A 26,246-nucleotide genomic window follows, 5' to 3' on the forward strand; every position below is an offset into this window, starting at 1 on the left:
CCTTGCTGGCTGGGGGTGGGCAATTCCTGAGCGCGTGCACAGCTTCTTGAACGGCGCCCCCGCGGATCCGCCGCTCCCCGCCCTCCTGCCGCCCCCCGGCGATGGCGGCCGCTGGCCGTTGCTGCAGCAGCTGCGGCGCCTGGAGCCCAGCGAGCTGGAGCCCTGGCTGCGGGCGCTGGAGGCGGGATCCCTCGCTTCCGAGACTGACCTGCTGGCGGTGCTGGCCGACCGGCTGGAGGGGGCCGATGCCGCGCGACTGCTGGTGTGCTGGCTCAACGACCATGGCCCCGGCGGGTCCCGCTTCGGGGCGCCCGGAGAGGCGGAGCAGCTGGCCCTGATCGGCCGCCGGCGCCACCCCGCCTGCGCCAGGGCCCTGCGCCAGGCGGTGGAGGAGTTGGAGCGCGCTGACCTTCCCCTGTCGGCGGCCCTGCTGCCGCCCCTGGGTCTGCAGCGGGATGGCGACGATTTCCCTTTACTGGCGCGGCTGGCCGGTGATCCAGGGTCGAGGGCCCTGCGCCGGGGAGCGCTCGAAGGGCTGGCGGTGGGGTTGAGCGCCTGGCCCCTCGCCCCCCTGCGTCAGCTCCTGGAGCGGCTGGCCGAGGATCTCGACGGCATCCTGGCCGCCCAGGCCGTGGATCTGCTGGCCCGTCTTCCCGCTGGCCGCGCCGGCCTGGCGCGTCTGGCCCGCCGCCCCCTGGATCCCGCCGTGGGCGCTCGCCTGCACAGGCGTCTGGCGGCAGCGGCGGCCAGCCCCCTGTTGCTGGTGGTGCACGGGCGCTCGGAAGGGGTGATTCCGCCGGAGCTGCTGGAACTGGCCGAGACCCTGGAGCGCCGCCGTGGGGCCCCGGTGCGCTTCCAGGCGCTCACGGCAGCAACGGCAGTGGCAGCACCGGCGGGCACGGCGATGGGGAACCGCCCCCCTTGGTTGCTGGTGCCGCTGTTGCTGCTCCCCGGCGGCCATGTGCGCCACGACGTGCCGGCGATCGCCACCGCCTGGCGCCAGGCGGGGCCGCTGCGGCGGCTGCCGTTTCTGGGGGCCTGGCCCGCCTGGCAGCGGGCCCTCAGGGCTGAACTGGCTGAACGGGCCGAGCAGGTCCAGGTGACCTCGGTGTCCAATGGCCTGGAGTCGCCCCGGTTGCTGCATCACCCCGTCGAGGGCGAACTGGGGCAGCGCTACCTGCGCCATCTGAGCAAGGTCACCGGGGCGATCTGCGTGGCCAGTCCATACAGTGCGGCAGATCTGGAGGCGTTGACGCTGGCGATCCCCACAGGCGCCCTGCCCCTCACCCTGGCGGCCAACCGACTCACCGACAGCCTGGGCGCTCTGCTCGGGCCGCCCCTGCTGCAGCGCCCCCGTTTCCGCGCGCTGCTGCTGGAGTTGTTGGGCGAGTTGCCATGAGTGAGCCGATCCCAGGCAAGGTGTACCTGGTGGGGGCGGGCCCGGGGGATCCGGAGCTGCTCACGCTCAAAGCCCATCGGCTCCTGCGCGCGTGCGATGCCCTCGTCTACGACTCCCTGGTGCCGCAGGAGCTGCTGGAACTCACGCCGGAGCATTGCGAGCGCCACTTCGTGGGCAAGCGCCGCGGCCACCATTCCGTGCCCCAGCCCAGCACCAACGCCGTGCTGGTGGAGCTGGCCCAGCGCCACCGCTGCGTGGTGCGGCTCAAAGGGGGCGACCCGTTCCTGTTCGGCCGCGGTGGCGAAGAGGCGGCCCACCTGGCCCGCCACGGGGTGCCGGTGGAGGTGGTGCCGGGTGTGACCGCCGGCATCGCGGCGCCCGCCTATGTGGGCATCCCGGTCACCCACCGCCGGGCGGGCTCGTCGGTCACCTTCGTGACCGGTCACGAGGAGATCGACAAGGGCCGGCCAGGGGTCGACTGGCGCGGTCTGGCCCGCTGCAGCGACGGGCTGGTGATCTACATGGGCCTGCACAACCTGCGCCGGATCTGCGAGGAACTGATGGCGGGAGGCCTGGGGGCCACCACGCCGGCGGCGGTGATCCAGCAGGGAACCGTGAACGGCCAGCGGGAGCTGGTCACGGAGCTGGCCCAGCTGGCCGACCGGGTGGAGGCGGAGGGTTTTGAGTCCCCCTCGATCGTGGTGATCGGCCAGGTGGTGGAGGAGCGGGTGCCGTCCTGCGCCCCCGCCCCCGCGGATGTGGAGCTGCCGATCCCCTTCTGAGTTCACCCCAGAGACTCCCGTTGTCAGCTGCTGAAGTGTGGGGGACGCCTGTTAGTAATCGCCACCAAGATCACCTCAATCCTTGGGAAAAGTTGGCATCTCGGCCAGTCCCTCAAGTCGGGGAATGTGTACCACATATACGCCTACCTCCGGTCACAGGCGGGCCATGGGCTTGCAGCTGCTGATCGGGCCGGAAGCCTGCTGCTTCGCCCCGCCATCGACGGCGAGGTCGATAAACCATCACGATCTAGGGCCACGCGATTCGCTTCGCGACGGTGGAACTCAGCGGCTCACATCAGCAGAGTCGGGAGCGACTCCTGGCTTTGATCGAGGGTTGAATAAGGGCTTTCAGCATCTGCTTCCAGGATTGATCAATGTATTTCTCTACAGATTCAGATCCGCCGCCTGCCGCGCCTCGCTGAGCACCTGGAACAGAACCCTGGGTGATTCCTGCAGCAGCTCAATCCAGTGGCCCAGATAGGCGGCATGGCTCTCGATCTCGCTGCCGATCTCCAGCCGATCACCCAGCAGCACCGCCCCGAGCTCAGCGACCAGCGCCTCTCGGGCGTAGTGACCTAGTGAAAAATTCGACGATGTCGACGGGGAGCCGTGTCGCCAGCAGTGACGAACTTCACCAACCGGAAAACTCCCGCTCCTTCCTTGCCCCTGCCTCTTGAGCATTGACCCGTGCATGGCATCGCAAATGCCGAGATGTAGCTGGTTCAAGTTGCAGGGAGTCGGTTCCAGAGGCCCGTTCCGCAGACGCGAAATCTTCCCGATGGAGACGCCGCAGCCTTGCAACGTCAGCGCCCGGGCCTGATCAAATGAACCCCAGCGGTGAAGCTGGGGGTTTCCACCGAGGCTGTCTACGCCTTCACGCCCTGACGGGTCCCGCGCAGCTTCCACATCTGCGGGTGGGAGTCGAAATATTTCGCACGATGCCGCTGCAGGAGTGCCTGGCACATCGACCGTTCGTCAAGGAAGTGGAGGCGCAGCCGCCTGCCGTCCGGGTGTATGGCCAGCGCCGACTTTGCCAGCGCCGTCTTCGGCAGGTTGGGCCGCTCTAACAGCAGGCGATGGAACTCTTCGACAAAGGCTGTTGAGAGAACGGAAGCCCGGCGTGAGGCCGGACGGCTAAGGCGACTTGGTGTCATGACGAAAGTGCGACCACCCATTCTACGGGGGCCTGCAGGGACTCGATATGGCCCTGGCAGATAACACCCCCCGTCAGGAACTCAACCTGCTCCAAACTCACATTCAAGACCCAAGTTGACGACGTGGTCGTCCATGCCCAGGGCCCTACGTAGGAGCTGGAACGCGCAGACGTCGGTCGGCTCGCTCCATTCGGACCTTGTCGACGATCTCCAGGAGTCGGATCTGGTAGTCGCTCAGAGTCGGGGGGTTGTCCCTGGGGCCTGAGGCTTCCCGATCGGGGGCCAGGCGCCCCAGGAAGCTCGGTCAGGGGTCGGACAGGTGGAACGTATCGGTCGGGGTCGGTTCAGGCCCCTTCTCGGGGCTTCTGGAGCTGAACAGCCTCTCGGCGTCCGCTCATGGTTGCTCCAGAGATCTACCCGTGTCCAGACGCTCCGCACCAGCTGGAAGTCGTAGACGTCGGTCGGCTCGCTCCAGCGGACCTTGTCGACGATCTCCAGGAGTCGGATCTGGTAGTCGGTCAGCATCGGGGGTCGTCCCTGGGGCCTGAGGCTTCCCGATCGGGGCCCAGGCGCCCCAGGAAGCTCGGTCAGGGGGCGGACAGATGGAACGTATCGGTCGGGGTCGGTCGAGGGCCCTTCTCGGGGCTTCTGGGGACGAGCAGCCTCTCGGCGGTCAGAGACGAGGGTTCTCGGATCTGTCCCCTCTGCTTCCCAGGTGGACGCTTGCGGAGTCCCGATCGGGACGGAGTCTCGATCGGGATGGAGCGATGGTCGTCTCTTCTCTTTCTCGTTCTCGTTCTCAGAGTAGAAGAAGACCTATAGAGAGGATCCGTCGAAACGTGTCAAGTTGACTGTCAGGTTGCTGTCAAGTTGACAGCAGGTTGACAGCAGGTTGACAGCAGCCCCCTACCAGCGGTGCCCCTCGGCCAGCCTCTCGGCCATGTCCTCGATCGTCGCTGGAGGCTCCAGGCTCTCGGGTCCGAATCAGTACCACCACTTCCGCTCGGCCTCGGGCAGGCGGTAGTCGAAGTCGGTCCCCTCGGCCGACCAGGAGGCCCTTGCGCGAACCCGGCCGGGCACGGCATAGATCGGGCGCTCCGGCAGGAGGGCATGGCGGAGTTCTACCTGCTGCTCGCGGGGGAGCACAAAGCTCAGGCCGTACCCGAGGTAGAGGTGCTCGAAGCGGGCCAAGCGACTCGATCTCCGCACAGGCAAGTCGAATCAGCGACCACCATGTTTGTCAAAAGATCTGTCACTTCATGAACAAGAGCCAGTCATGCCAAGCACACTGAAGCCAAACCACCCGGCTTTTAACCGATTGGTCCTGAGTTCGAATCTCAGGCGACCCATCTCAACCAGGGCAGGCAATCACCGGCCCCTGGGCGAACCATCCTCTGGGAGATCGCCGCCGGGTTGGCCCATGGGGGCACCGATGGCCAACGCTCGAAGGCCCGCGGCTGATCGTTCTGAGACATCGACGCGGCCATGGCACCTCCGCTGCAGATCCGCCCTTTTGAGCCGGCCGACTGGCCGGGGGTGTGGCGCCTGCTGGAGCCGGTGTTGCGCGCCGGCGAAACCTTTCCCCACGACCCGGCGATCAGCGAAACCGAGGCGAGGGGCCTGTGGGTGGAGCAGAGCCAGGCGGTGATGGTGGCGCTCGATGCCACCGGGGCCCTGGTGGGCACCTACTACCTCAGGCCCAATTCCCTGTGCCTGGGTGCCCACGTGGCCAATGCCGGCTATGTGGTGGCGGAGCCGTGCCGGGGGCAAGGCCTCGGCAGCTGCCTCTGCCAGCACTCGCTCCAGGCTGCCCGGCAGCTCGGGTTTCGGGCGATGCAGTTCAACCTGGTGGTGAGCACCAACACCGCCGGCCTGCGCTGCTGGGAGCGCAACGGCTTCCGCACCGTCGGCGTGCTGCCCGGGGCATTTCGCCACAAACAACGGGGCTATGTGGATGCCCTGGTGATGGTTCAGGCGCTGGTGGAGGCTCAGGCTCAGCCCAGGGAACATCCACCTACCGCCCTAGCCTCAAAGCCCTGACAACCTCCATGGCTCAACCATCAACAACCATTGACCTGCTGGGCTACGGGGCCGCCACGCTGACCACCCTGAGCTTCATTCCGCAGGCGATCAAGACACTGAGACGCGGGGACACCCGTGGCATCTCCCTGAGCATGTACAGCCTGTTCACCAGCGGCATTGCCCTGTGGCTTGTCTACGGCGTGTTGACGCGCAACGGCCCGCTGATGGTCGCCAATGCCGTCACCGTCGTGCTGGCCGGCCTGATTCTTCAGCACAAGCTGCGCGACCGGTTGAAGGAATGGCGCCAACCTCCCCATCGAGCAACAGATCAAGACGACTGAGGGAGTCAGGACGGCGGCGAGGGCCTCGCTTCCTTCCGTCGCCCGCTGGCCGTTGCTGATCAAGGTGCCCACTCCAGCTCAGGCTCCGCCTCCGTCGCCTTGACGCTCACGCTGTAGGTCATCTGCGAGCCCACTCCCGTGCCGCGGTAGGTGCCCGTGACCGGAGCCGCCAGCCGGTGATCGGGCGCGGCGGCGAGGGCCACATGGCCATCGGCGACGGCGAGGCCGAGGCTGGGGTCGTAGCCGCGCCAGCCGCCGCCCGGCAGGTAGACCTCCGCCCAGGCATGCAGCTCGTGTTCGCTCACCTCAGGGGGATGGTGCATCGAATAGCCACTCACGAAGCGGGCCGCGAGACCCTGGCTGCGGCAGGCCTCGACGAACAGGGTGGCCGTGTCGCGGCAGGCACCGCTGCGGGTCTGCAAGGTCTGCTCCGCCGTCATCGGATCGCCATCCAGCCGTCCGACATGGTGAAAGCCCGAGTGGATCTCGTCGGCCAGCCGCATCAGAAAGGCCGTGGTCGATCGATCAGCCGCCTCGGCCAGGGCCTCCGCCCAGACCCGCACCGATCCTGATGTCGCCGCTCCCATGGTCGGCGCCAGGGAGTCGGCCGCCTCAATCGGGTAGGCCACGGGGAGCTTCTGGGCCGCCCCATGGGTCTCGATCCAGCCGAAGGGGTTCTCGAGCAGGGTTTCCACCACCGATTCCATCTCGATCTCCAGTTCCGCCCGCTCCCGGTCGAACCAGACCACGAGCGCATCGGTGCCGTCGGGTTCCACGATCCGGCTCATGCCGGCGGGCTCCTCCCTCACATGCAAGTGATGCTGCACCAGCCGCTGGTGGCCGTTCTGCTGCGGGGTGAGCCGCACCGTCATCGGCTCCAGGAACACCGGGCGGTCGTAGACGTAGCGCAGCGCATGTCGGATCTGGAACAGCATCGTCAGCCCGGGTAAGTCACACCGCCACCCCAAGCCTACGGACAGCTCACCGCCCTCGGGACTGGGGGGGGTTGCTGCAGCATGGGAGCCCCCTGACTGCGGCCCGTTGATGCCCGGACCCGAGCCGATTCGCTCCATCGACCCCGACAGCCTGGATGGGGGGCGCTCTAGCGGCTCTGCACCAGCGTGGTGGTGCCGCGGCCGATTGCCTGGGTCAGCAGCATCAGCGGCGAGGGCCAGCCCAACCTGGCGCCGTTCAGTTTCTTCAATGCCGTGAGTGATCAGCCGGCGGTGCTGATGGTCTCGATCGGTGCGCGGCCTGATCGGGAGAAGGACACCCTGCGGAACATCCGCCAGACCCGTTGCTTTGCGGTGCATGGGGTGGATGAGCGGCTTGCCGGGGCGATGAACATCACCGCCACCGACTTCCCACCCGGCAGCAATGAATTCGAAGCCGCCGGACTGATCGCCGTGCCCGGTACCACGTTCACGATGGCGCTGGGCCAGGTGGTGATGGTGCACGTGCAGGAGCGTTGCCTGGGGGACGTGTTCGAGCTGGTGCGGCCGCGGCTGGGTCTCCCCCATTCGGGGGATGCACAACGGGATGGGCAGAGGAGATCGTGAAGAGATCAAGGGTGATGAATCCCACCAGCACCCCCCTCCACCATGAACCGGCCCTCAACCATTGCCATGACCCTCGGCGGCGGCCTTCTCGCCGGAGCCCTGATCACCTACGGCAACGTCGTCGCCAACCCCAGGAAGGATCCCCGCTTGGCCGAGCGTGTGGAAGCCCAGGCCCTTGCCGGCCAGGCCCAGGGGGTATCCGCCCCCTCTGCTGTGGTCGAGCGCTACTCCTGCGAACTGGCCACCAGGTTGCAACTCCGCGAACCGAATTCGTATCAGCCGATCAGCTTTGAGCAGGCGAGCGATGACGCGGCCCTGGTGTTCCGCAGCCGCGATGGCTCCGGCGGATCCACCCAAGGCAAGGCGGTCTGCACCAACGAAGGCGACGGCGTTCGCTCGAGCCTCGTCGCTCAGCACTGAACACCCCGACCCAACTGGCGGCACTGGAAGCCTGACCAACACCATCTCCATGAACACCAAAAACTCCCTCCTGCAACGGCTCCTGACCATCGCCCGGCCCTCCCCCGGCGAACGCGCCCGGGCTGGTGTGGTCTGCCTGATCGGGGCGGCCTTTGCCTTCATCTCAGCCTTCTTCAGCTACGCCCTGCTCTGGCCCGCACTGCTGGCGATCTGCGCCTTGAGCATCGCCGGTGCACTGCTGCTCCTCTCCGTGGAGTAGCAACGATTGAGCAGCCCATGGCTCCCGGTGGGTAGGAGTCAGCCGCTGCCCTTGATGCAGGCTTAAGAACACAAGCCGAGAGGCCGTTGCCTTTTACAGCCACTTAGATTCAACCAATCCTGGATTTCAGCTTTCGTGGTTTTTCAGAGATCTGAATTGCTCAGATCCATCGCCCCCCATGTTGTCGCCGCAGCGGGGCTGCTCCTGGCACCGCTCGCCGCAGGCGCCGCACCGAATGGAACATGGCTGTCGCAGCCGCAGATCTGGTTTTACACCTCAACCAATGGAATCAGCCAGGTCATGGCTCAGATTCGCGCCGTTCACTACAACGTGGTGTTTCTGGATTACCGCAAGGTGTCCGATCCAATGCAACAGCAGGTTGCCCAGGAAGCCCGTCGGCAAGGATTGATGCCTGTGGTCTGGGTGCAATCCCCTCAGTACCGCTCGCTGACCATCCCAGACCTGCTGCATGAGGCCCGCAACGGTGATGGAATCCAGGTGGATGATCACTTTTTTGCAAACTACAGCCTGGCCGATTTCTATCGGCTTCGTCAGCTCTACACCAAGCCGATTTTCTGCAGTATCCAGCCCTTCCAGGCTGGACTGGTACCTCCCGGCGGCTGCAATCAGCTCGACGTGCAGTGCTACACGGCGCAGACATTCCAACAATGTGTCAAAACGGCCGACCGACTGGGGGCGGTGGTCAGCTTGTCGGCGACGCACACCCTTCGCTATCAAACGACGTTGGGTGCACGTCTGTTCAATACGTTTCTCTGGCCGGGGTGAGCAGCGCGGCTGAACGGCTCCAGATGGCTGGCGGCCAGGGGCCTCGACGTTCAACTGGTTCAGGCTTCAAGGATCAGGGAGATCGCGACTGGGCATGGGTCTCCTGGAGCTGATTCGCCGACCGGAGCTCAGGTCAGCCGCGCTGGCTTCTGCTGAGCGGGCGCGATCCCCTGTGAGGGGGCCACGGGAGCGTCAGCCACATCCGCAGAGTCAAGGATGGCCGGCGTCCTGCTGGCGCATCGCCTCAGCCACCTCAGGAAAGTGCTTGTCGATGCAGGCCTCACACACCCCATGGGTGAAGGACACATCGGCATGCTGCTTGATGAAGGCCTCCACACTCGACCAGTAGCCCGCGTCGTTGCGGATCGCCTTGCAATAGGAACAGATCGGGATCAGCCCCTCGATCAGGTTGATTTTCTCCAGGGCCTCAGCCAGCCGGGCGGACACGCGCCGCAGCTCCAGCTCGGTCACCACCTGGCGGGCGATCCCCTCCAAGGCCCGGATCTGGGCGGCGTTCAGCTCCCTCGGCCTGTGGTCGATCACGCAGAGGGTGCCCAGGGGCAAGGCCTCCGGCGTCAGCAACGGGACGCCCGCATAGAAACGGATGTTGGGCTCCGAGGTCACCAGGGGATTGGCGGCGAAGCGCGCATCGAGGTGGGTGTCCTCAATCACCAGGATCTTGTCTTCGAGAATGGCGTGGGCACAGAAGGAGACGTCCCGGCTGGTTTCCGTGGCCTCCAGGCCGAACGTCGATTTGAACCACTGACGGTCCGTGTCGACCAGGCTGACCAGGGCGATGGGCACATCGCAGATGTAGGCCGCCAGTGCGGTCAGATCGTCGAAGGCCCGCTCGGGCGCTGTGTCGAGGATGCGGTAGTCGCGAAGGGCTTCCAGCCGCTCGTTCTCTCGCTCGCTCAGTGGCGCCTTCATGGGCATCAAACCGAAGGATCCTGATGTCCCTTGGCCCCATTGTCGGGGCCACTCCCCCGGCTCAGCAGCGGCTTCACGTTTCCTCACCGCTCCCCTGCCCCGACCAGGGACTCAGATCAGAGCCTCAGATCAGAGCCGCTGGTGCAGCTCGATCACGTTGCGGTCGGGATCCCGCAGGAACAAACCGCGGGCCTGGCCGCCGAAGTCCACCGGCCCGGCGCTGGGCTCCAGGCCCACGGCCCGCAGCTCCTTGATCGCGGTGTCCAGGTCGTTGCAGAGCAGGGCGAAGTGGGTGAGGCCCGCCGGTTTGTCAGGGCCGTCCATCAGCACGTTGGCCGCGGTCGCCGTGGGCGCATTGAGGATCAGATTGAGTTCCAGGCCGCTGGGGTGGCTGAGGATCGCCACCGGTTCAAGGCCGATCGGCCCAGCCACGAACTGAAAACCGAGCCGGGCGTAGAAGGCCGCCGATCGCTCCAGGTCGTGAACGCGGATCCCGATGTGGGCCAAGCCACCGAGGCCGGAGAGCACCGTTGGAACGCCAGTCGGAGGCGGGGTCGTCATGGCATGCGCTCCCTCAGGGGAGCTCGGTGGACGTCAATGGTGATGATCACACTGGAAGGCCCCGGTGCGCGCTCACACCAGCGCAGGCGCCACCTGGGGCAGGCCGTTGGCGCCATAGACCCGCTCCAGCACCAGCTCCCGGCCGGGCGTGCTCTGCCAGCGGAGCGTCACCGCCAGGGAGTCGCCGATGCGCCGCTCCAGCGCTGTGGTGAGGGTGAGGTCGGCGCTGAGCTGCCAGGTGCAGGCAGGGCCATCGACCCCCTCCAGGACCGCCGCCCGCAGGGGCGCCGCCGGAGCCGGATCCGCCAGTCCGGGACGGGCCTCCACCACCACCACCACGCTCTCGAGCCGTTCGGCGCCGTGGCGCACCACCACCCGCCGGCGGCGCTCGCCGTCCACCAGGCAGAGCTCCATCACCGCGAACCAGGGACCGGTCCTGTCGGGGCCGAGGCTCCAGTGGCCCTCGGGGCTGATCGCCATCAGATCCGGCGGCTCGGCGAAGCCCATCGTGGCCACCTTGCCGGTGTTCAGGTAGGTGAGGGCCGCTTCGATCTGGCCGCCGCTCTCCTGCACCAGCAGACGTGTGCCGAAGCGCTCGCTCTCAACGCCGCGTCCATCCAGACGGATGAAGCAGCCCTCCCAGACGCCGGCGTTGTGGGCCAGCAGGACGGATCGGCGATCGAAGCTGGACACCGGCGGGGGGAGGGGCGAAAGGATCTCGATGGTGGCGGGGATCGTGGTGAACAGCGTTGCTGGGCCGTCACCAGCACGGAGATCAACGGCGCCCGTTGACGATCACCGGATTGCCGCCCCCAGCCGCCCCCGGCAGGGCGGGCACCACCGAGGTCTGGCCATCCCACTTATCGAGGAACAGTTTGTAGAGCACCTGGTCATCGAGGCTGGAGTTGAGGGTCTGGTAGCGCTTGGCCTCCTGTTCGGCGATCAGCACCTCGGTCTGGGCCCGCAGCAGCTGTTGCTCGGCGATCTGCTTCTGCTCGATCGCGGCGCGGTACTCCTCGGCGATCTGCAGGCCGGTCAGATCCAGACCCTGGACGGTCACGTAGTCGAACTTGCGCAGCTCATCGGCGACCTTCTCCTGCACCAGTTCGGAGATGGAGTTCCACTCCGTGGCGATCGTCACCAGTTCGTACTGGGAGAACACGGACTTGAGCGCTTTGAGCAGCGAGGGCTGAATCACCCGCGGATAGATCTGCTGGTCGTCCGTGGCGATCGTTTCGTAGACGCGGCCCGCCTCGTCGGGCTTCATGGCGTACTTCACCGTGGCGGTGGCCTGGATCACCTGCAGATCCTTGGTGAGGGTGGAGAACTGCTCCGGCTTCACCTGGGTGCGCACATCGAACAGCGAGGTGTTCTGGGCCAGGGGGATCTTGAAGTTGGCCCCCGGCTGCCTGGGCACTCCGGTGACCTTGCCGAGGGTGGTGACCACCGCGACGGTGCCCGCCGGAACGATGAACACCGTCTGGGTCAGCAGCAGCAGGACGACCAGAATCGCCGCAACGGTCAGCTGCCAGAGGCCACCGAAGCCGTTGTCTGCGCCGGAGCGCATCGGAGATTGCATGGGCGGCCTGAATCCTTGGGGGTGCGACGACCCTAGGGGGATGGGCCCGCCGGCGAGCCTCTGGCCGGGGCTTGCTCGCTGCCGCTGGGGGGATGCGTTCACCTCTGTGACAGGTGCCCTCAAGGCCTCAGGTGCTGTTGGCGTGAGGCATGACGTTCCCTAGCGTTGCTTTCTCTGGTGCAAGGGCACGGTGCAGGAGAACCATCTCGTCAAGGACTGCCTGCGCCGCCAGAACGGTGCGCTGCTGTTCATGGCACCGGAGTGGAGCGAGGCCCAGCGAGCGGTGCCCTGCCAGATCGTGGATGTCTTTGCGCTGCAGGTGGTGACGGGTTTCACCCGTGATCCGCAAGGGACGTTGCTGCTGGAGGCCCATCCCTCCGTGGCGGCGGGCCGCAGCTGGTCGCTGTCCAAGGCCGCTCAGCTGGCGCGGCTTGACGCCAGACCCGAGCGGTGGGTGGTGCTGCAGCGGAACAACAGAGCCTGGGGGCTGTTCTGGGCAGGTGGCGGACTGCATCGCTGCCGCCAGGAACTGCTGGCCAGCTCGGAATCGCCAGCACTCAGCTCAGCGATCGTTCCGGTCACTCCGGAGGCCGTGCTGCGGCTGGTCCTCAATCTCGATGTCGACGACACCGCCCCCGCCGCGACGGCTCTTCTGACCCATGCCCCGCTTGCCGTCGTGGGTGGTTCCGGAGTCCTGAAGGCCGTGCTGTGGACCTCCCTGGCCTGGCTGGCCGTGCTGGCTCTGACCGCGGCCGGCTTCCTGGGAGTACTGCGCGAGCAGGACCGCAAGCTGGAGCTGCTGCTGGAGCGGCTGCCCGCACCGGCTGCGCATCGCTGATCTGACCTGCTGAGCTGAATGGCGGAGCTGCCCCGCACGCAGGACCCCAAAGGCAAGCCGGTGGACGCCGGCCAGTGCCATGGCTGGTTCGCCGAGCGCCTGCGAGCCCCAGGATTGATGGGGTGGGGCCCAGGAGTGAGGTTTGCCGTACTGACACAACGGCCCAACGGATCTATACATGAATCAGAGGCCTCGACCAGGGCGGTTCCAACCAGTTCCCTGCAACCGGCCCGAGGGCGCCCGACACGGGGCGCCCTTTTCATTGGCTCCAGGAACCCCACCGTCACCTGCCCATGGGCAGCGCCAGCGCCAGCAGCAGCGCCAGCAGCCACCAAGGGATCAGAGCCGTGACACCATCGCGGACCAGGGCCCGATCGAGAGGCGGCGATCACCGATCGGAGGGAGGTGGAGCCATGGTGGAGCCATGGCCATCAAGGGAGCGTTCGAATGGATTCACCAGCCGCGGAGAAAGCCTCCGACTATCCCCGGCCCCCGGCCCTGCGGGTCTGCCACTCCCATGTGCTGGTGCGGGCCCTCGGTGAGCTGCTCTGCGACACCCGGCAGTCGTTGCAGGTGCTTGAGACCTTCCATCCACCCACCTACTACCTACCACCGGAGTCGATCGCGCTGCAATGGCTTGAGCCGGTGCCCGGCCGCAGCTTCTGTGAGTGGAAGGGTGTGGCCCATTACTTCGATCTGGTGGTGGGGACGCGGCGGATCGAGCGGGCCCTCTGGCACTACCCCGAGCCGAGCGCGGCCTTCGCGGCCCTGGCGGGCTGGTTTGCCCTCTATCCAGCCCAGATGGACGGTTGCTGGGTGGATGGGGAACGGGTGCGCCCCCAACAAGGGGGCTTTTATGGCGGCTGGATCACCAGTGCCGTCAGCGGCCCGTTCAAGGGAGATCCCCTCCACCCGGAGCTGATCTGAGGCCACCCTTCCCCGATGGGCAGCCGCCAGCCCAGGAGCCCTGAACTGGTGCATCAACGGGGCAACCCCTGGCCCTGTGCAGGGTTGATCCCGCCCTGGGAAGGCCAAGATGTTTTGAGCGCAGATAGGATCGATTCAAGCCACTGTTGCCGCTCACTTGAACAAATTTGCTGGCCCCCTGCGCAGGGCTTTGATCTATGGCCTGATCAGCTATTTAGGGCTTGTTCTGATCAACAACTCAGAGCTGGATCTCCCCAATATGTGGATAGCTTATCTGCCGATGTTCATCGGCGTCTATGTGATCACGCAATGGCTGGATCGGAGGTTCGGGGGCTGAGAGCCTCGGCTGTGGACGCGTCTTGATCCATCGAGGACCAGGCGCTGCATGGTCAAACTCCGCCCCGTGGCGCCGCCCCCGCCGATCACGGACCGGCCGTGGGGTGCTCGAAGCTGATGGGCTGGGTTGGTCGACCATCACCCAAGGGGATCTGATCCGCCTGGCGGAGCAGGAGCAACAGGCCTTGCTCCTAACGCTGGGGGAACAGGAACTGGATCTGGGCCCGGATCGTCACGTCGCCGAAGAGATCGGGCTTCAGCACGTTGGCGTAGGCCTGCAGGGAGGCATTGATCGGCTGGCCACCCAGGCGGAACAGCCGACCCACGCCGCCCCCCACCGGCACGATCCACTACTCGCCACTGGGCGCCTGCCAGTTGGCGGTGATGACCGGCGAGGTCACCAGATACCAGCCGTTGGGCAGGTTGTAGTTGATGAACGGCTGCAGCAGAAAGGCGCTCACCGGGACGCGGTCGCTGGCGCCCGCGAACGACCAGACGTTGTTCAGGCTGCTGTCGCTGGCCGTGGGCAACACCAGGGTGGGGCCGAATCCGAAGGTCCAGGGCCCCCTGCCCTTGGGCACGAAGAAGAAGCTGGGGTTGAGATCACCGATGCCGCTTTGGGTGCCCGATGCGGTGGGTTGGCTCAGCAGCGGCAGGATCGTGCGGGTCACCAGGGTGAGGTCCTTGCTGAGCGCGAAGGGCACCACCGGCTGAATGTTGAGCACATTCAGGCTGTCCGCACCGTTCGGCCCGAGGCCCGGGGTGAGGTTGTACTGAAAGGGAAGGCTGACCAGGTTGGCGATCGGGTTCTGGGCCGCCGCCGCCAGGCCCTCGCTCTGGGCTGTGGTTTCGGCTGCGCTCGGCGCTTGGCTGGGTGCTTCGGTGGGGGTTGCTGTCGTCGCAGCGGTGGGCGGATCGGCCTGGGGCGGTTCTGCTGCGGCCGGGAGCATCGGAGCTGGCAGCAGCGTCGCGATGGCCAGAGCGAGCAGAAGGCGGACCATGCACCAGGGAGGGCAACGTCGGAGGCGGGATCCTAGGCCTGTCGTTCCAGACGATCTTGGAGGCCTGGCCGCTCAGCGCCCCCAGCCACCCAACAACCCCGATGGGACTGGGAACAACGACAGCAGGGAGCACGATCGCGAGAGCCGTCGTCGTGACCATAGGTTGAAGCCCGATCCGATGGCGAGGGCCTGGCTACGGCACCACCACGCGGGGCGACAGGTTGAGCTGGCGGATGCGCCGGGCAAAACCACGATCATCAAACGAGGCGATCGTCTCGCAGTGGCGGCAACTGGCGTGATGCAGGGCGTCGGCGAAATCAAGACCGGAGCGCAGGCCGGCCACCGCCTGCTCCTGGTCCGGGCGGTCTTCGATCTCAAGGCAGGGGTGGCTGAGCAGCTGATCCAACACCTGCAGCACCTGCTCCACCGGGAAGCCGTAGTAGCCCCGCAGCACCCACTCAAGTTCCAGGGTCACGGTCTTGGGCAGAAACAGATCCTGGCCGGATTCGATCAACTGGCGAGACGCCTGACGCTGGGCTTCGGTGGCGGCATCGCCCCTGGCTTCCTCCACGAAGTAGCGGGCCAGCACATTGGTGTCCAGCCCGATCATGGCCGCAGCAGGCTGGCGGCATCGAAGTCGACCGGAACGGGCGAGCGCTGGCTTTTGAGCAGTCCGAAGCCGCTGGCGGGCAGGGGCTGCTGCGGCCGCCAGGGCCGCAGTTCGATGTGGTCGCCCACCAGCTGGAAGCTGACGCAACTGCCCCGGGCCAGACCGAGTTGCTGGCGCAGGGCACTGGGGATGGTGACCTGCCCCTTGCTGGTCATCGAGCTGGTGCTGGAGGGATCCACGACCGAACGCCAAGGAGTATTACCAAGTAAGAATAGCGGGCCTGCTTACGGCCAACGGCCGCTGGCCTTGGCGATGGCGCCGCTGCAGCTCTCATAGCAAGCCGTTCCCCACAGACGACGACCCAGAGAACAAGCGGCTGTGGTTGCTTGCCCTGATTGGTGATCTTGTTGAGCGGCCATACACCACCAATGAAGCGGTGCTGGAAAGGGGCTGTGAGCTCGGCGAGGTTGTCGTGGCTGATCGGGAGCGTGCTCACGACAAAGCCCGGTGACGAGGCCACTGGGCTCTGAAGCAGTTGGGTTGGTGGGGGCGGAGCTGCTGACGCTGGCACCTGAGGCGAGGCCGTTAACGGTGCAGTGGACGGCGACAACGTCACACGCCGGGGAAGTCAGTGATCCGTCGAGAGTGTTGGAGCAGGGACCGGATCGTCAGCGCGCTCCTGGCTGATGCTCAGGTGGGGTGTCTTCCATGCTTTGGAGCCTCCCGGTTGTCGATGCACTCACCATCGTCCGGCCCTCTGGCAGGAGCCATAGGGGTTTATGCCTGACTCGGCCAGCCCCGGATCCTGGCCTGCCGGTGCGCCTCCTGAACCGCCTCGACGCAGCGCTTGGCCCTGCGCTTCAAGTCGTCCTGGCCCTGGGCCCGCAGCAGGTAGGCCTCCATCGCCTCGGCGGTTTCGATCACCGTCAGCAGCCCGCTGGTGCGCTCACCGATGGAGGAATCGTTCAACAAACGGCTCACCAGGTTCAGCTCCCAGAGCTTCGCTCCCATGCCGCCGGGCTGGAACAGCTGCTGGTGCAGCACATTCAGGCAGCTCGCCTTGAGTGCATCCAGCTGGCCGGGCCTGAGGCGACGGCTGTTGGGCAGGTCTTCTGCGGGGCCAGCCTCGACACTCCAGCTCAGCCCGGTGCCGGGCAACCCCACCGTGGTGCGGGCGCCGCCGGAGCGCGCTACGGGAATGTTGAAGGAGGCCCCAGGACCACCGAGCGAGATCGAGCTGAGGCCTGTTTTGGCGAAGTTGAAGCGCAACGGGCCCAGACGGGCGCTGCGGCGGTAGCGGAAGGGCATGGGAGCGCACCGACTCAGGGGCCAGGGTGTAGGCCGATCTTGCCGCCCCCTGCCTGGGGTCAGGTGAGGGCCTTGCGCGCCACCAGCCCGGCCCTCAGCCCATGGGCTCCAGCTGGACCAGCCCTAGAGCCTCAGCTGCCGAGCCGTCTCTGCCGCGGCGCGGAACACCAGGGAATGGCGCTCGACCAGAGGCTCCAAGGCGTCGTAGCCGCCGCCGATCACCGTGGCCACAGGGATGCGCCGCCTGAGGCAAAGCTCCAGCACCATCCGGTCGCGCAGCAGCAGACCGGTGTCGCTGAGGGAAAGCCGGCCCAGGCGGTCGTCGCGGTGGGGATCGACGCCGGCGTTGTAGAGCACCAGATCAGGCTGCACCTGCTCCAGCAGTTCAGGGATCCCTCCCCCTACCGCTGCCAGATAGGCGTCATCGTCCAGCCCATCGGCCAGGGGCAGGTCATGGTCGCTGGTCTGCTTGTGCAGGGGAAAGTTGCTGGCGGCGTGGGCCGACAACGTGAACACGCGCGGGTCACCGGCAAAGATCGCAGCGGTGCCATCCCCCTGATGCACGTCCAGGTCAATCACCATCACCTGGCGCACCGCTCCCTCGGCCAGCAGAACCCGTGCGGCCACGGCGACGTCATTGAAAATGCAGAACCCGCTTCCGTAATCCGGGAAAGCGTGGTGGGTCCCACCAGCCAGATGGCAGGCCAGTCCCTGCTGCAGGGCAAGCCTTGCCGTGAGAAGGGTGCCCCCCACGGCCAGCCAACTACGCCGCACCAGGGGCCCGGTGGCGGGCAGGCCGATCCGCCGCTGCTCAGCCGGGTTGAGTTGATCGCGGGAGAATGCTTCGTGATACGGCCTGCTGTGAACCAGCTCGAGCTCCCGGCGGGAGATCGGCATCGGTGCATGGAACTGTTCGGGATGGGCCAGATCGTGCCGGAGCAGATACTCGTTCAACAGCCTGAACTTCGCCATCGGAAAGCGATGACTGCTCGGCAGTGGCACGGAATAAGCCGGGTGGTACACCAGTGCGGGACGCATCAGCGGCACGTCTGCATCGATGGCAGGCGCACTCGATGAGCGCAGTTTGCTGCCATGCGGACATCACAACCATCACAATAACCAGACATTTTAACAAGCATCGTCCATAGGATTGGTCACTTCGTTTGGGAGCCTACCGCCGTGGAATTGGTGAGGCTGGAGCCATTGGAATGGATGCTGATCGGGAGCCATCCCATGGGCACGGTGCTAGCGCTGGGTCAGTGCCTCATGGAGGCCCACACTGAGCACCAGAGCGACCAAGCTGATCAGCACGAACTTTGCAGCAATCGCCAGAGAGAGCGGCACCACAATGAAGGCGACCATCACAACCAGAGGTTGGTGAAATAGATAGATGGAAAAGGCCACTCGATTGCCATAGAGCAGGATGGGGTGGCTGCTCGTGCGATAGGGCCGTGCCAGAGAATGCAGGGCCAGGACCCAGCACCAGCTGTTGAAACCTCGAAAGGCCTGATAGATCATGTAAGGCGCCGAGTAGGCACGCTCCGGCGCCCGCTGGGTGATTTCAAGGGCCAGCAGGAGCGCCATTCCCAGCCCGGCCGTGGCACAGAGGAGCCACCTGTGCTGATCCAGCACCGACCACAGCCCGGTGCGACAGCAGAACAGATAGCCATAGAGAAAGTATAGAAAATAGAGCAGTAGATTAGCCCAGTCGTCGTAGAGGTTCTGAAAGCCGATCCAGTGGGGGCGTAACAGGGCCTCGACCGCCATCAATGGCACGGCCAGGAGGATCAAGGATCCCACGCCTTGGGTGATTGGATCCAGCGGAAGCCTGACGCTCACCGCGGTGAGCTCGCTGAGCTTCAGCATGAGCGGAAGGCAAACGATCGAGATCACGAGCAGATAGGCCAGAAACCAGAGATGGGCCCATTCGAACAGACCGGCCGGTCGGATTCCAGCAAAGAAGTGGGGGTAGAACTCCAGAAAGTTGCCCTTCTCTCGGCCAGCCTGCAGCTCGTGTGCATACACCTGAGGTGGAACAAGCACCAGAATTCCAATCAGCAGGGGCACCAGAAGCCGCCGCAGACGTTGGCGAAGGTACTCCCCATGGGTGCGGGTCTGAAGGGAATACCAGCTGGCTGCACCGGCCAGAAAGAAAAACAGTGGCATGTGCCACTGGTACACGAAATGGATGAACACACCCAGGCCGGCACTGCTTTGTGCATTGACCACATAGAAACGGCCCAGTTCCCCTTCGTAGAACACAGCAGCTGAGTGAAAAGCGATCAGCAGCAAGACAGCCAACAACCGCAGCCAATCCAGATCATGGGAACGGGGCAAGGGGGGCATGGGCGCCTTAAGAGTTCCCTCCCGCCGCATGTCGCAGTCAGTGACTTCGCCCATGATTCAGTTTAAGCCCGATGCATCAAGCTGTGCCGGCAGAGGGGGCCGCAGCCCGGCAGCACGGCGATTGGTGCTTATGAACGCATGCAGGAGTTGCGGCGCCAAGGTCATACGTCTATGGATGGGAATACTGGTCGCGAAGTGAACACCTGCGCTGAATGGTCGGACACCAGCGCCTTCTTGCTCTGGCTGACCTCAGATTGAACGTCAGGGTCCAGCTGATTGATGCATCACCACCATGGGCCTCACCGGATCTGGTGCGAGCCAGCAGCTACCAAAGCAGCAAGGAAGGCGGCAGTCAGCACGCACAGCTGTCGGGAGGGCTGGGATTGCAGGATCTCGCCGAAGGATTGGATCGACAGGTGAACTTGGCCGACCAGCAGCTACTCCACATCCTGAATCGCACCCTTCTCCGGGCAAATCAATTCCGCCGCCTGTCGGACCTCGCTGAGCACCTGAAACAGCACCTTTGGTGATTCCTTGAGCAGCCCAATCCAGTGGCCCAGAACAGCGGCATGGCTCTCGATCTCGCTACCGATCTCCAGGCGATCACCCACCAGCACAGCCCCCAGCTCCTCGCGGGATTCAATCGATCGCCTGCAGATAGCAGGCCCGATCCCCCCGAAGCTCACCGGCACCGGCCAGGCCGCCACCCAGTTGAGATCAGAGGCGGCTCTGCTGCTTCGGCTCCGCAGCTGCCGTCACCTGTCACGGCCTGGCGCAGGGTTCCCCCAACTACCTTTTGCTGGCACGGCGACTGGGCTACCTCGCCAGGATTGGGCCATCGCTTCTCTCCAATGCTGCTGCCCAGCCCCTTCTGCCCCCTCACGGCCGCCAAGATCGCCGGCCTGCAGGCCATGGTGCTGCTGCTGCTCACCCTGCTGATCAAGGCTCGGGTCCAGATCAAGGCCGCCTCGGGCGCCCTGGGTCTGGCGACCCTCGCCGCTGGGGCCTTGGCCCTGAACCGCCGCCCAGCGCAAGCGGCATGACGGCGCTGCCGCCATGGCGGCCGCTGCTGCGCGGGGCCCGCGAGCGGGAAGGAAGATCACCAGCGGCCCGCTGGCTGCAGCTCGCCACTGTGGCCCCCGATGGCACCCCACGGGTGCGCACCCTGGTCTTCCGGGGCTGGGCCGATGGCGCCGCGTTGGATCTGTTCACCGATGGCCGCAGCGCCAAACCGGCTGAGCTCCGGCAGCAGCCCGCCGTTGAGCTGTGCTGGCTGCTGCCCAAAGCCCGCTGTCAGTTCCGCCTGCGCGGGGACGTTCTGACCTTGCCCACTGACCTGGAATGGGATGAGCGTCTTCGGCACTGGCAAGGTCTCACCCCCGCAGGACGCGCGCTCTGGGGCTGGCCCGAACCGGGAGCAGCGTTCGATGCCTCAGGGGGGTTCCCATCAGAGCTAGCGGACGGCACTCCCTTGCCCGAGCATTTCCAGCTGCTGCGCATCGAACTGGCGCAGGTGGAGTTGCTGGAGCTACGGGATCATCCGCACCAGCGCCGGCGTTGGCGCCGAGACGACGGCTGGACCGAGGAGCGCCTGAATCCTTGAAGGAGGAAGCGGCCGCTGAGCACCTGAACCAGCAGGCACCCGCGTGAACTCCAGGACCAGCACCCCATGGGCCCAGGTGGCGCAGAACGCCGCTGGCAGTTGGCGGGCGCGATCCCCCCGAAGCGCACCGGCACCGGCCAGGCCCCCCGCGCAGGCCACGGCAGCCCAAGCGCGAGACGGCCACGGTCGTTCGACTAGAGTGTATCCACACACTCGTACACACAAGTCGGCAGCCCATGGACGTGCTTCCCAGCCGGGTGTTCATGAACGGCAACAGCCAGGCCGTGCGCATCCCCGCCGAGTTCCGCCTCACCACCGACCGGGTGCAGATCACCCGCAGCCCCAGCGGTGATCTGATCATTCACCCCTGCCCGGCCCAGCGTGGCCAGGCCCTGCTCGACACCCTCGCGGGCTTTGAACCCAGCTTCGTGGCCAGCCTGGAAGCGCAGCAGGCAAGTCCGAGCGCGGTGCAGGACCGGGAGACCCTTTGATCTACCTGCTCGACACCAACATCCTCATCGACCTGATCAAGAACCGGCCGCCGCAGGTAGCTGAGCGCATCGATCAGCTCGCCGATGACGACAGCCTGGCGATGTCGTTCATCACCTGGGCCGAACTGCTGCGCGGTGCCGAGGGCAGCCAGCGCCGCGAAACCACCCTCCTGCAGCTCGAGGCCCTGGCCCGGCAGGTGCCGGTGCTCTATCCCGATGGCCCTGCCATCTGCCGCCATTACGCCGTGCAGGCCACCACCCTCAAGCGGCAGGCCACACCCATCGGCGGCAACGATCTCTGGATCGCCTGCCACGCCCTGGCCCTTGGCGCCACCCTGGTGAGCCACAACGGGCGTGAATTCGCCCGCATCGAGGGGCTGGCCCTGGAAGATTGGGCCGCAGCGGGATAACCGATGGAATGTCGCATGTCAGGCGACAACGAAGACTGAACCAGATCAATCACGCAGGCGACGATCGTCTCCAGCGGCGCACTTGAGTCAGTGAGGACGTCGGAGCGCCGCAGTCCTAGCCAACCGTCTAATGTAGTCACAAAAACAGCAGTGCCCATGGCTGATGTGGTCGCAAAGCAGGTGTCGGTGCGGGATCTCAAGACCCACCTCTCTGAGTGGCTGGCCCGCGCTCAGGCCGGTGAGGTGGTGGAGGTCACCTCCCATCGCAGACCCATTGCCCGCATCACCGCTGTGAAGCAGCCAGATCCATCCTCCTCGCCGCATCCGCTGCAGAAAGCGATCGATGCCTGCGTCATCACCTGGAGCGGCCAGAAGCCGGTCTTTCCACCGCCGGTGAAGTTGAACGATAGCGGCAAGCTCGTGAGTGAGATCGTGCTGGAAGACCGGGATTGAGCCGGTGATCCTGTTCTGTGACACCAGTGCGCTGATCAAGCTGCTGATCAGCGAGCCCGGCTCCGATCAGATGCTGCAAGCCAGCATGGAAGCTGAGGCGATTGCGGTGTGCCGGATCACCTGGGCAGAAGTCATGGCGGGCATGGCCCGCCGGCAGCGAGAGGTGCCCGGCGACGCCGTGATGCTCGAGCAGGCCCGCGAGCAACTGATCCAGAGCTGGCCGCTCTGCACGATCGTCGAGGTCAGCCAGAGCCTCGTCGAGACAGCCGGGCGGTTTGCTGATGTCTTTGCCTTGCGTGGCTACGACAGCGTGCAGCTGGCAGCAGCCCATGAACTGCAGATCAACAGTGAACAACCGCTGACCTTTGCCTGCTTCGATCGCCGGCTCAAGCAGGCTGCGGCTCTGCTGAAGATGGACGTTCTTTCGTGAGCAGAGACGCTCCAACCCTTTAGCCGCAGATCTACTCAGGGATGGGCGGGACCGTGCTGGTGGTCAGCTGGCAGGGGCAGACCGGCATCGTCGAGCAGCTCCACGCTTTCCTGCTCGTTTGGGTCGGAGCGGGTGACGATGGCGATCGCTGGCTCCGTGGCGCTGAGATTCACCAGTTGATGGGGTAGATCGGCTGGAATGAAGATGAAATCGCCGGCGCGGTTCACCACCCGCTGGCGCAGGCCGGCGCCATAGCGGGTTTCCACCGTTCCCTGCAGCAGATAGATCGCCGTCTCGTAGTTGCGGTGGCGATGAGCCCTTGCTCTGGCACCGGGCGGTATGACGATGCGGTTGAGCGAGAGTGTGCGGGCCCCGCTGTTGGCACCGGAGATGCCCACGAATCGCCCCAGACCCTGGCGGCTGTCGTGCTGCGTGGCTGGCCGCACCGTGATGACCCCGCCGTCGCCAGGACGGCCGATCACCTCGTCGGTGCGGACAGGCGATGCCTGCGCCAGCAGCCCCAGTCCACAGACCAGAGCCAGTGCACGGCCGTCAGTGACAACACCCACCTCTGCAATGGCCCCAATCTGTTCCAAATCAGGCGCAGACGGCTGGACCGGTCAAGCCCTTTGGGGGGTTGGTGAACCACCCAGCCAGAACCGCGCCATCGGTCCGGTCTGGCAAGAGCTGTGGAGAGGCAAGAGGTTCGATGGCTGGAGCACGAGAAGCGCTGGCGGCCCTGCTGATCCGAATCCTGTGGAGGTCAAAGCGCCTGTGCGGCGCCTTACGCCGTTGGTGCCCAGTTATCAACATGCAGACCGGGCACTTGGGCAAACTCACGGGTGTTGTTGGTGATCAGCGTGGCCTGCAGGCTCAGGGCATGGGCCGCGATCATCGTGTCGAGTGAACCAATCGGTGTACCCCTGCGTTCCAGCTCCGCACGCAGGTCGCCGTAGGCCCAGGCGGCGCGCTCGTCAAAGGGCAGGATCGTTAGTGGGGCCAGAAACATCTCCAGAGCCTGACGGTTGCGTGCCGATCCGCTCTTGGCAACACCAAAGGCCAGCTCGGCAGCTACCACACTGCAGAGGCCAATCTCTCCAAGTCGGTAGTTCTTGAACCGCTCCAGTACAGCTGCTGGTTTGGCATTGATGATGTAAATGCAGATGTTGGTATCGAGCAAGATCATGGGCTGATCGCTTCCCGGATCTGCTCCTCGGGTTGCTCGCGCGTGATCACGAACCCCGGCTCAAAGGCTGCCAGCCCTGCCTCCAGGGTTTGCCAGGGGTCATCGATCGGCAGCAGCAGCACACCGTTGCCGAAATGCTTCACAACCACCTCGTTGCCGCTGAAGCGGTAGTCCTTCGGCAGCCGCACCGCCTGGCTGCGGCCCGACTGAAACAGACGTGCGGTGTCCATCGGAGGCCCGGATCCGGTAGTGACCCATGGTAGCCACCACGGCTGGAACTTGGCCCATGGCGGCAAGCCCCCTGCCAGGCTGGTCGCCAGCTCCGCGCCCACGCCTTGCCATCCCTGCCCCCCGACCAGGATCCCGATGACTGGGCCGTTGATCGCGGCATGCCCCTGGGCCTGCGGCTGCTGGCCTTGGTGGGGGCGCTGTCGTTTGTGATGATCGGGATCACAAGCCTGCTGCCGCTGTTTCAACCCCAGAAGCCGCCTTCCCTGCCCGAACCCCCGAAGGCGGCCCTGGGTTGATGGAGCCTGCGCCGCTGGGAGTCGAAGTGGCGATCGCCATGCTCGAACGGCAGGGCCGCTGGCTGCTGCAGCTCCGCGACGACCTCCCGGGCATCGTCGCGCCGGGGCACTGGGGGCTGTTCGGCGGCCATCTGGATCCGGGCGAAACGCCCGAGCAGGCCCTGCGCCGTGAACTGCTCGAGGAGATCAACTGGCAGGCCGGGGAGCTGCCCTTCTGGTTCCGCCACAGCAACCCGGCGCGCGTCGCCCATTTCTTTCGCGCCGATCTCACCGTGCCGCTGGAGTCCCTGCAGCTGCTGGAGGGCCAGGACCTGGTGCTCGCCAGCACCCGGGAACTGAACAGCGGCCGTGTGTGGAGCCCGAAGCTGCGGCAGCACCGGCCCCTGGCCCCCTCGCTGTTGATCGCCGCCAGCGCCCTGGCGGCGCCCCCGCCACCCTGAGCTCAGCCGGCGGCACCGAACAGCCGCCCCACCGCGGCCGTGAGCGCCAGGGCGAACGTGCCCCAGAACAGCATCCGCAGGGAACCGCGCCAGAGGGAGGCGCCGCCGATCGAGGCCGACAGCCCCCCCAGCAGCGCCAGGGCGACGATCGCATTGATCGTCACCAGCTCGGTGATCCGCCCGGCGGGGGTGAGCTCAAGGGTGAGCAGCGGCAGGCTGGCGCCGATGGCGAAGCTGGCGGCCGATGCCAGCGCGGCCTGGATCGGCCGGGCCCGCAGAATCTCGTTGAGGCCCAGCTCATCGCGGGCATGGGCGCCCAGGGGGTCATGGAGCGTGAGTTGCTCGGCCACCTGCCGGGCGAGGCCGTGATCGAGGCCCCGCCGGATGTAGATCTCCGTCAGCTCGGCGAGTTCACCAGCAGGATCGAGGGCCAGTTCCTGGCGCTCCTTGGCCAGGTCGGCCCGCTCGGTGTCGGCCTGGGATTGCACCGAGACGTATTCCCCCGCCGCCATCGACAGCGCCCCGGCGACGGTGGCCGCCACCCCCGCCACGAGCACCTGCTCCTTGGCTGCCCCGGAGGCGGCGATGCCCACCACCAGGCTGGCCACCGAAATGATGCCGTCATTGGCCCCCAGCACCACGGCACGCAGCCATCCGGCGCGGTGGGAGCGGTGCCCCTCGCTGCGTCCAGCGTCGTGGCTCATCGTTCTCTGCGCTTGCCTCGGTGCAGCATGGCGCCTGGGGCCGATCAGTCGTGGCCTGTGCCGTCCTCCTCCGCCGCAGGCAGGCTGCCGCGGAACTGCTCGGAGAGCAGCGAGCGCTGGTATTCGATCGACAGCGAGGACAGATGGTGCTTGGCCGCCTTGTGCAAGCGGGGGTCGATCTGATCGAAGGTGCGACCGCTGGGCACCTGCATCCCGGCCACCAGACGCAACACATCAAAGAGCCGCACCTGGTCGTGCTGCCAGGCCTGGTAGTCGATCGCGGCGGCATTGAGATCCTGCTCGGAGACCTTCCCGAGCTCCAGGGCCTGGTGCAGTCCCTGGAGTTGGGCCAGCCGCGCCGAGGTCACCAGGGCATGGGCCGAGCCAAGGGCCGCCAGGGCATCGGTGGCCTCGCGCTTGAGCACCGAGAGATTGCGGCTCTGGACCGCCCGCTCCATCGACAGCGGCAGGCGCACCCCCGGCCGCATCGGGATCGGCGCCGCACTGGGGCCGGCGGACTCCAGCGCGCCGGGGAGCGGGTCCGCCATCAAAAGCTGGGCCTGGTCCGTTGGCTGGGCCTCAGGCTGGGTCTCAGGGGCAGGCTGGGCCTGCAGGGCTGAGCCCCAGCGCACCAGCAGATTTCCAAGTTTGTGGCCGTAGGCCCTGGGCGTCCATTCCATCGCATGCACTCACCTAGGGACCAATCTGCAGGCAGAGGGACGCCAGGGGAAGGGGGAAACCCGCGCCGGGGCCGCACGGTTTGCCGCATCGTGCCCAGCAGCCGCCTGCAACCGCTGATCACCCGGGTGAAAAGCCTTCCACCAACCCGACCACTCCGCCAGCC

Annotated in this window: 40 protein-coding genes; 19 read left to right on the forward strand and 21 right to left on the reverse strand. The window is 66.0% G+C overall.

The features are described 5' to 3' along the window. Positions 1–34 precede the first annotated feature (34 nt). Positions 35–1,399, forward strand: coding sequence for a CbiX/SirB N-terminal domain-containing protein (locus tag KBZ13_RS14900; protein WP_255010597.1), 1,365 nt, complete (start codon positions 35–37; stop codon positions 1,397–1,399). Beyond that, on the forward strand, positions 1,396–2,181 hold the full coding sequence (gene cobA, locus KBZ13_RS14905; protein WP_255010599.1) for a uroporphyrinogen-III C-methyltransferase: 786 nt from the start codon (positions 1,396–1,398) through the stop codon (positions 2,179–2,181). Before KBZ13_RS14900 ends, cobA begins: the two co-directional genes overlap by 4 nt. 384 nt (positions 2,182–2,565) lie before the next feature. Here cobA and KBZ13_RS14910 read toward each other — a convergent pair whose 3' ends face one another. The 3 genes from KBZ13_RS14910 to KBZ13_RS14920 form a co-directional block, all read right to left on the reverse strand. After that, on the reverse strand, positions 2,566–2,874 hold the full coding sequence (locus KBZ13_RS14910) for a zincin-like metallopeptidase domain-containing protein (protein WP_315859653.1): 309 nt from the start codon (positions 2,872–2,874) through the stop codon (positions 2,566–2,568). 173 nt (positions 2,875–3,047) lie between these two features. After that, a complete protein-coding gene (locus KBZ13_RS14915) occupies positions 3,048–3,335 on the reverse strand; it encodes a hypothetical protein (RefSeq protein ID WP_255010601.1) in 288 nt (95 codons plus the stop codon). 984 nt (positions 3,336–4,319) lie between these two features. Beyond that, positions 4,320–4,544 (reverse strand): hypothetical protein, encoded by a 225-nt coding sequence (locus KBZ13_RS14920; protein ID WP_255010602.1) that lies wholly within the window; start codon positions 4,542–4,544, stop codon positions 4,320–4,322. Positions 4,545–4,820: 276 nt separating this feature from the next. Here KBZ13_RS14920 and KBZ13_RS14925 point away from each other — a divergent pair, with 276 nt between their 5' ends. Both KBZ13_RS14925 and KBZ13_RS14930 read left to right on the forward strand, forming a co-directional pair. Beyond that, positions 4,821–5,375 carry a GNAT family N-acetyltransferase gene (locus KBZ13_RS14925; protein WP_255010603.1) on the forward strand — a complete coding sequence of 185 codons (555 nt, stop codon included), beginning with the start codon at positions 4,821–4,823 and terminating at the stop codon, positions 5,373–5,375. A gap of 8 nt (positions 5,376–5,383) precedes the next feature. Then, positions 5,384–5,698 (forward strand): SemiSWEET family sugar transporter, encoded by a 315-nt coding sequence (locus KBZ13_RS14930; RefSeq protein WP_255010604.1) that lies wholly within the window; start codon positions 5,384–5,386, stop codon positions 5,696–5,698. Between the two features lie 59 nt (positions 5,699–5,757). Here KBZ13_RS14930 and KBZ13_RS14935 read toward each other — a convergent pair whose 3' ends face one another. Beyond that, positions 5,758–6,633, reverse strand: coding sequence for a transglutaminase family protein (locus tag KBZ13_RS14935; protein ID WP_255010606.1), 876 nt, complete (start codon positions 6,631–6,633; stop codon positions 5,758–5,760). 192 nt (positions 6,634–6,825) lie between these two features. Between KBZ13_RS14935 and KBZ13_RS14940 the strand changes: the two genes are divergently transcribed. The 4 genes from KBZ13_RS14940 to KBZ13_RS14955 all read left to right on the forward strand — a co-directional run bounded on the left by KBZ13_RS14940 (position 6,826) and on the right by KBZ13_RS14955 (position 8,722). Further along, the gene (locus tag KBZ13_RS14940) at positions 6,826–7,257 is read left to right on the forward strand and encodes a flavin reductase family protein (protein ID WP_255010609.1); all 432 of its coding nucleotides are present in this window, start codon (positions 6,826–6,828) and stop codon (positions 7,255–7,257) included. Between the two features lie 42 nt (positions 7,258–7,299). Beyond that, complete coding sequence (locus KBZ13_RS14945; RefSeq protein ID WP_255010612.1) at positions 7,300–7,677, forward strand: hypothetical protein; 378 nt, start codon at positions 7,300–7,302, stop codon at positions 7,675–7,677. A 49-nt stretch (positions 7,678–7,726) separates the two neighbouring features. Next, entirely contained in the window at positions 7,727–7,936 is a 210-nt protein-coding gene (locus tag KBZ13_RS14950) for a hypothetical protein (protein ID WP_255010615.1), read from the forward strand. Positions 7,937–8,092: 156 nt separating this feature from the next. Next, a complete protein-coding gene (locus KBZ13_RS14955; protein WP_255010618.1) occupies positions 8,093–8,722 on the forward strand; it encodes a hypothetical protein in 630 nt (209 codons plus the stop codon). A gap of 210 nt (positions 8,723–8,932) precedes the next feature. Here KBZ13_RS14955 and KBZ13_RS14960 read toward each other — a convergent pair whose 3' ends face one another. The 4 genes from KBZ13_RS14960 to KBZ13_RS14975 all read right to left on the reverse strand — a co-directional run bounded on the left by KBZ13_RS14960 (position 8,933) and on the right by KBZ13_RS14975 (position 11,792). Continuing rightward, positions 8,933–9,652: a GAF domain-containing protein gene (locus KBZ13_RS14960; protein ID WP_255010621.1), complete on the reverse strand. Its 720-nt coding sequence runs from the start codon at positions 9,650–9,652 to the stop codon at positions 8,933–8,935. A 129-nt stretch (positions 9,653–9,781) separates the two neighbouring features. Then, positions 9,782–10,213, reverse strand: a complete 432-nt coding sequence (locus tag KBZ13_RS14965; RefSeq protein ID WP_255010622.1) for a VOC family protein — start codon at positions 10,211–10,213, stop codon at positions 9,782–9,784. 72 nt (positions 10,214–10,285) lie between these two features. Then, positions 10,286–10,906 carry a hypothetical protein gene (locus KBZ13_RS14970; RefSeq protein ID WP_255010623.1) on the reverse strand — a complete coding sequence of 207 codons (621 nt, stop codon included), beginning with the start codon at positions 10,904–10,906 and terminating at the stop codon, positions 10,286–10,288. Between the two features lie 82 nt (positions 10,907–10,988). Continuing rightward, complete coding sequence (locus KBZ13_RS14975) at positions 10,989–11,792, reverse strand: prohibitin family protein (protein WP_255010624.1); 804 nt, start codon at positions 11,790–11,792, stop codon at positions 10,989–10,991. 190 nt (positions 11,793–11,982) lie between these two features. On the opposite strand from KBZ13_RS14975, the gene KBZ13_RS14980 reads away from it, so the two are divergent. The 3 genes from KBZ13_RS14980 (at position 11,983) to KBZ13_RS14990 (ending at position 13,894) form a co-directional block, all read left to right on the forward strand. Beyond that, positions 11,983–12,630, forward strand: coding sequence for a hypothetical protein (locus KBZ13_RS14980; protein ID WP_255010625.1), 648 nt, complete (start codon positions 11,983–11,985; stop codon positions 12,628–12,630). A 447-nt stretch (positions 12,631–13,077) separates the two neighbouring features. Continuing rightward, entirely contained in the window at positions 13,078–13,557 is a 480-nt protein-coding gene (locus tag KBZ13_RS14985) for a DUF427 domain-containing protein (protein WP_255010626.1), read from the forward strand. Positions 13,558–13,714: 157 nt separating this feature from the next. Further along, on the forward strand, positions 13,715–13,894 hold the full coding sequence (locus KBZ13_RS14990) for a hypothetical protein (protein ID WP_255010627.1): 180 nt from the start codon (positions 13,715–13,717) through the stop codon (positions 13,892–13,894). A gap of 190 nt (positions 13,895–14,084) precedes the next feature. Here KBZ13_RS14990 and KBZ13_RS14995 read toward each other — a convergent pair whose 3' ends face one another. From KBZ13_RS14995 to KBZ13_RS15030, 8 genes are all read right to left on the reverse strand, one after another. Further along, a complete protein-coding gene (locus KBZ13_RS14995; protein WP_255010629.1) occupies positions 14,085–14,219 on the reverse strand; it encodes a hypothetical protein in 135 nt (44 codons plus the stop codon). Positions 14,220–14,243: 24 nt separating this feature from the next. Then, positions 14,244–14,894 (reverse strand): hypothetical protein, encoded by a 651-nt coding sequence (locus KBZ13_RS15000; RefSeq protein ID WP_255010630.1) that lies wholly within the window; start codon positions 14,892–14,894, stop codon positions 14,244–14,246. A 193-nt stretch (positions 14,895–15,087) separates the two neighbouring features. After that, the gene (locus tag KBZ13_RS15005; protein ID WP_255010632.1) at positions 15,088–15,504 is read right to left on the reverse strand and encodes a type II toxin-antitoxin system VapC family toxin; all 417 of its coding nucleotides are present in this window, start codon (positions 15,502–15,504) and stop codon (positions 15,088–15,090) included. Continuing rightward, positions 15,501–15,743, reverse strand: coding sequence for an AbrB/MazE/SpoVT family DNA-binding domain-containing protein (locus tag KBZ13_RS15010; RefSeq protein ID WP_255010634.1), 243 nt, complete (start codon positions 15,741–15,743; stop codon positions 15,501–15,503). The genes KBZ13_RS15005 and KBZ13_RS15010 overlap by 4 nt, the downstream gene beginning before the upstream one ends. 538 nt (positions 15,744–16,281) lie before the next feature. After that, complete coding sequence (locus tag KBZ13_RS15015; RefSeq protein WP_255010636.1) at positions 16,282–16,812, reverse strand: DUF4236 domain-containing protein; 531 nt, start codon at positions 16,810–16,812, stop codon at positions 16,282–16,284. 123 nt (positions 16,813–16,935) lie between these two features. Continuing rightward, positions 16,936–17,850: a histone deacetylase gene (locus tag KBZ13_RS15020; protein ID WP_255010638.1), complete on the reverse strand. Its 915-nt coding sequence runs from the start codon at positions 17,848–17,850 to the stop codon at positions 16,936–16,938. A gap of 207 nt (positions 17,851–18,057) precedes the next feature. Next, positions 18,058–19,212 carry an acyltransferase family protein gene (locus KBZ13_RS15025; RefSeq protein WP_255010640.1) on the reverse strand — a complete coding sequence of 385 codons (1,155 nt, stop codon included), beginning with the start codon at positions 19,210–19,212 and terminating at the stop codon, positions 18,058–18,060. A gap of 383 nt (positions 19,213–19,595) precedes the next feature. Beyond that, the gene (locus KBZ13_RS15030; RefSeq protein WP_255010641.1) at positions 19,596–19,865 is read right to left on the reverse strand and encodes a hypothetical protein; all 270 of its coding nucleotides are present in this window, start codon (positions 19,863–19,865) and stop codon (positions 19,596–19,598) included. Positions 19,866–20,009: 144 nt separating this feature from the next. Between KBZ13_RS15030 and KBZ13_RS15035 the strand changes: the two genes are divergently transcribed. The 6 genes from KBZ13_RS15035 to KBZ13_RS15060 all read left to right on the forward strand — a co-directional run bounded on the left by KBZ13_RS15035 (position 20,010) and on the right by KBZ13_RS15060 (position 22,545). Continuing rightward, positions 20,010–20,201 (forward strand): hypothetical protein, encoded by a 192-nt coding sequence (locus tag KBZ13_RS15035; protein WP_255010648.1) that lies wholly within the window; start codon positions 20,010–20,012, stop codon positions 20,199–20,201. Then, on the forward strand, positions 20,198–20,761 hold the full coding sequence (locus KBZ13_RS15040) for a pyridoxamine 5'-phosphate oxidase family protein (protein ID WP_255010649.1): 564 nt from the start codon (positions 20,198–20,200) through the stop codon (positions 20,759–20,761). The genes KBZ13_RS15035 and KBZ13_RS15040 overlap by 4 nt, the downstream gene beginning before the upstream one ends. Positions 20,762–20,997: 236 nt before the next feature. Further along, on the forward strand, positions 20,998–21,252 hold the full coding sequence (locus KBZ13_RS15045; RefSeq protein ID WP_255010651.1) for an antitoxin: 255 nt from the start codon (positions 20,998–21,000) through the stop codon (positions 21,250–21,252). Then, positions 21,249–21,662, forward strand: a complete 414-nt coding sequence (locus KBZ13_RS15050) for a type II toxin-antitoxin system VapC family toxin (RefSeq protein ID WP_255010653.1) — start codon at positions 21,249–21,251, stop codon at positions 21,660–21,662. The genes KBZ13_RS15045 and KBZ13_RS15050 overlap by 4 nt, the downstream gene beginning before the upstream one ends. A gap of 156 nt (positions 21,663–21,818) precedes the next feature. Continuing rightward, positions 21,819–22,115 (forward strand): type II toxin-antitoxin system Phd/YefM family antitoxin, encoded by a 297-nt coding sequence (locus KBZ13_RS15055; protein ID WP_255010654.1) that lies wholly within the window; start codon positions 21,819–21,821, stop codon positions 22,113–22,115. A 4-nt stretch (positions 22,116–22,119) separates the two neighbouring features. After that, entirely contained in the window at positions 22,120–22,545 is a 426-nt protein-coding gene (locus tag KBZ13_RS15060) for a type II toxin-antitoxin system VapC family toxin (RefSeq protein ID WP_255010656.1), read from the forward strand. 35 nt (positions 22,546–22,580) lie between these two features. Here KBZ13_RS15060 and KBZ13_RS15065 read toward each other — a convergent pair whose 3' ends face one another. The 3 genes from KBZ13_RS15065 to KBZ13_RS15075 all read right to left on the reverse strand — a co-directional run bounded on the left by KBZ13_RS15065 (position 22,581) and on the right by KBZ13_RS15075 (position 23,961). Further along, on the reverse strand, positions 22,581–23,114 hold the full coding sequence (locus KBZ13_RS15065) for a cupin domain-containing protein (protein WP_255010658.1): 534 nt from the start codon (positions 23,112–23,114) through the stop codon (positions 22,581–22,583). Positions 23,115–23,329: 215 nt separating this feature from the next. Next, positions 23,330–23,731 (reverse strand): type II toxin-antitoxin system tRNA(fMet)-specific endonuclease VapC, encoded by a 402-nt coding sequence (locus KBZ13_RS15070; protein ID WP_255010669.1) that lies wholly within the window; start codon positions 23,729–23,731, stop codon positions 23,330–23,332. Beyond that, complete coding sequence (locus tag KBZ13_RS15075) at positions 23,728–23,961, reverse strand: antitoxin (protein WP_255005453.1); 234 nt, start codon at positions 23,959–23,961, stop codon at positions 23,728–23,730. Before KBZ13_RS15075 ends, KBZ13_RS15070 begins: the two co-directional genes overlap by 4 nt. A gap of 105 nt (positions 23,962–24,066) precedes the next feature. Between KBZ13_RS15075 and KBZ13_RS15080 the strand changes: the two genes are divergently transcribed. Both KBZ13_RS15080 and KBZ13_RS15085 read left to right on the forward strand, forming a co-directional pair. Then, entirely contained in the window at positions 24,067–24,258 is a 192-nt protein-coding gene (locus KBZ13_RS15080) for a hypothetical protein (RefSeq protein ID WP_255010670.1), read from the forward strand. Beyond that, positions 24,258–24,698 carry an NUDIX hydrolase gene (locus KBZ13_RS15085; RefSeq protein WP_255010672.1) on the forward strand — a complete coding sequence of 147 codons (441 nt, stop codon included), beginning with the start codon at positions 24,258–24,260 and terminating at the stop codon, positions 24,696–24,698. Before KBZ13_RS15080 ends, KBZ13_RS15085 begins: the two co-directional genes overlap by 1 nt. Before the next feature lie 2 nt (positions 24,699–24,700). On the opposite strand, the gene KBZ13_RS15090 is transcribed toward KBZ13_RS15085, so the two are convergent. Further along, complete coding sequence (locus tag KBZ13_RS15090) at positions 24,701–25,402, reverse strand: VIT family protein (protein ID WP_255010674.1); 702 nt, start codon at positions 25,400–25,402, stop codon at positions 24,701–24,703. 44 nt (positions 25,403–25,446) lie between these two features. Beyond that, positions 25,447–26,082, reverse strand: a complete 636-nt coding sequence (locus KBZ13_RS15095) for a hypothetical protein (protein ID WP_255010675.1) — start codon at positions 26,080–26,082, stop codon at positions 25,447–25,449. Positions 26,083–26,246: the final 164 nt, after the last annotated feature.

It is taken from the genome of Cyanobium sp. ATX 6F1 (genome assembly GCF_024346315.1).
In the GTDB taxonomy this organism is placed as follows: domain Bacteria; phylum Cyanobacteriota; class Cyanobacteriia; order PCC-6307; family Cyanobiaceae; genus ATX-6F1.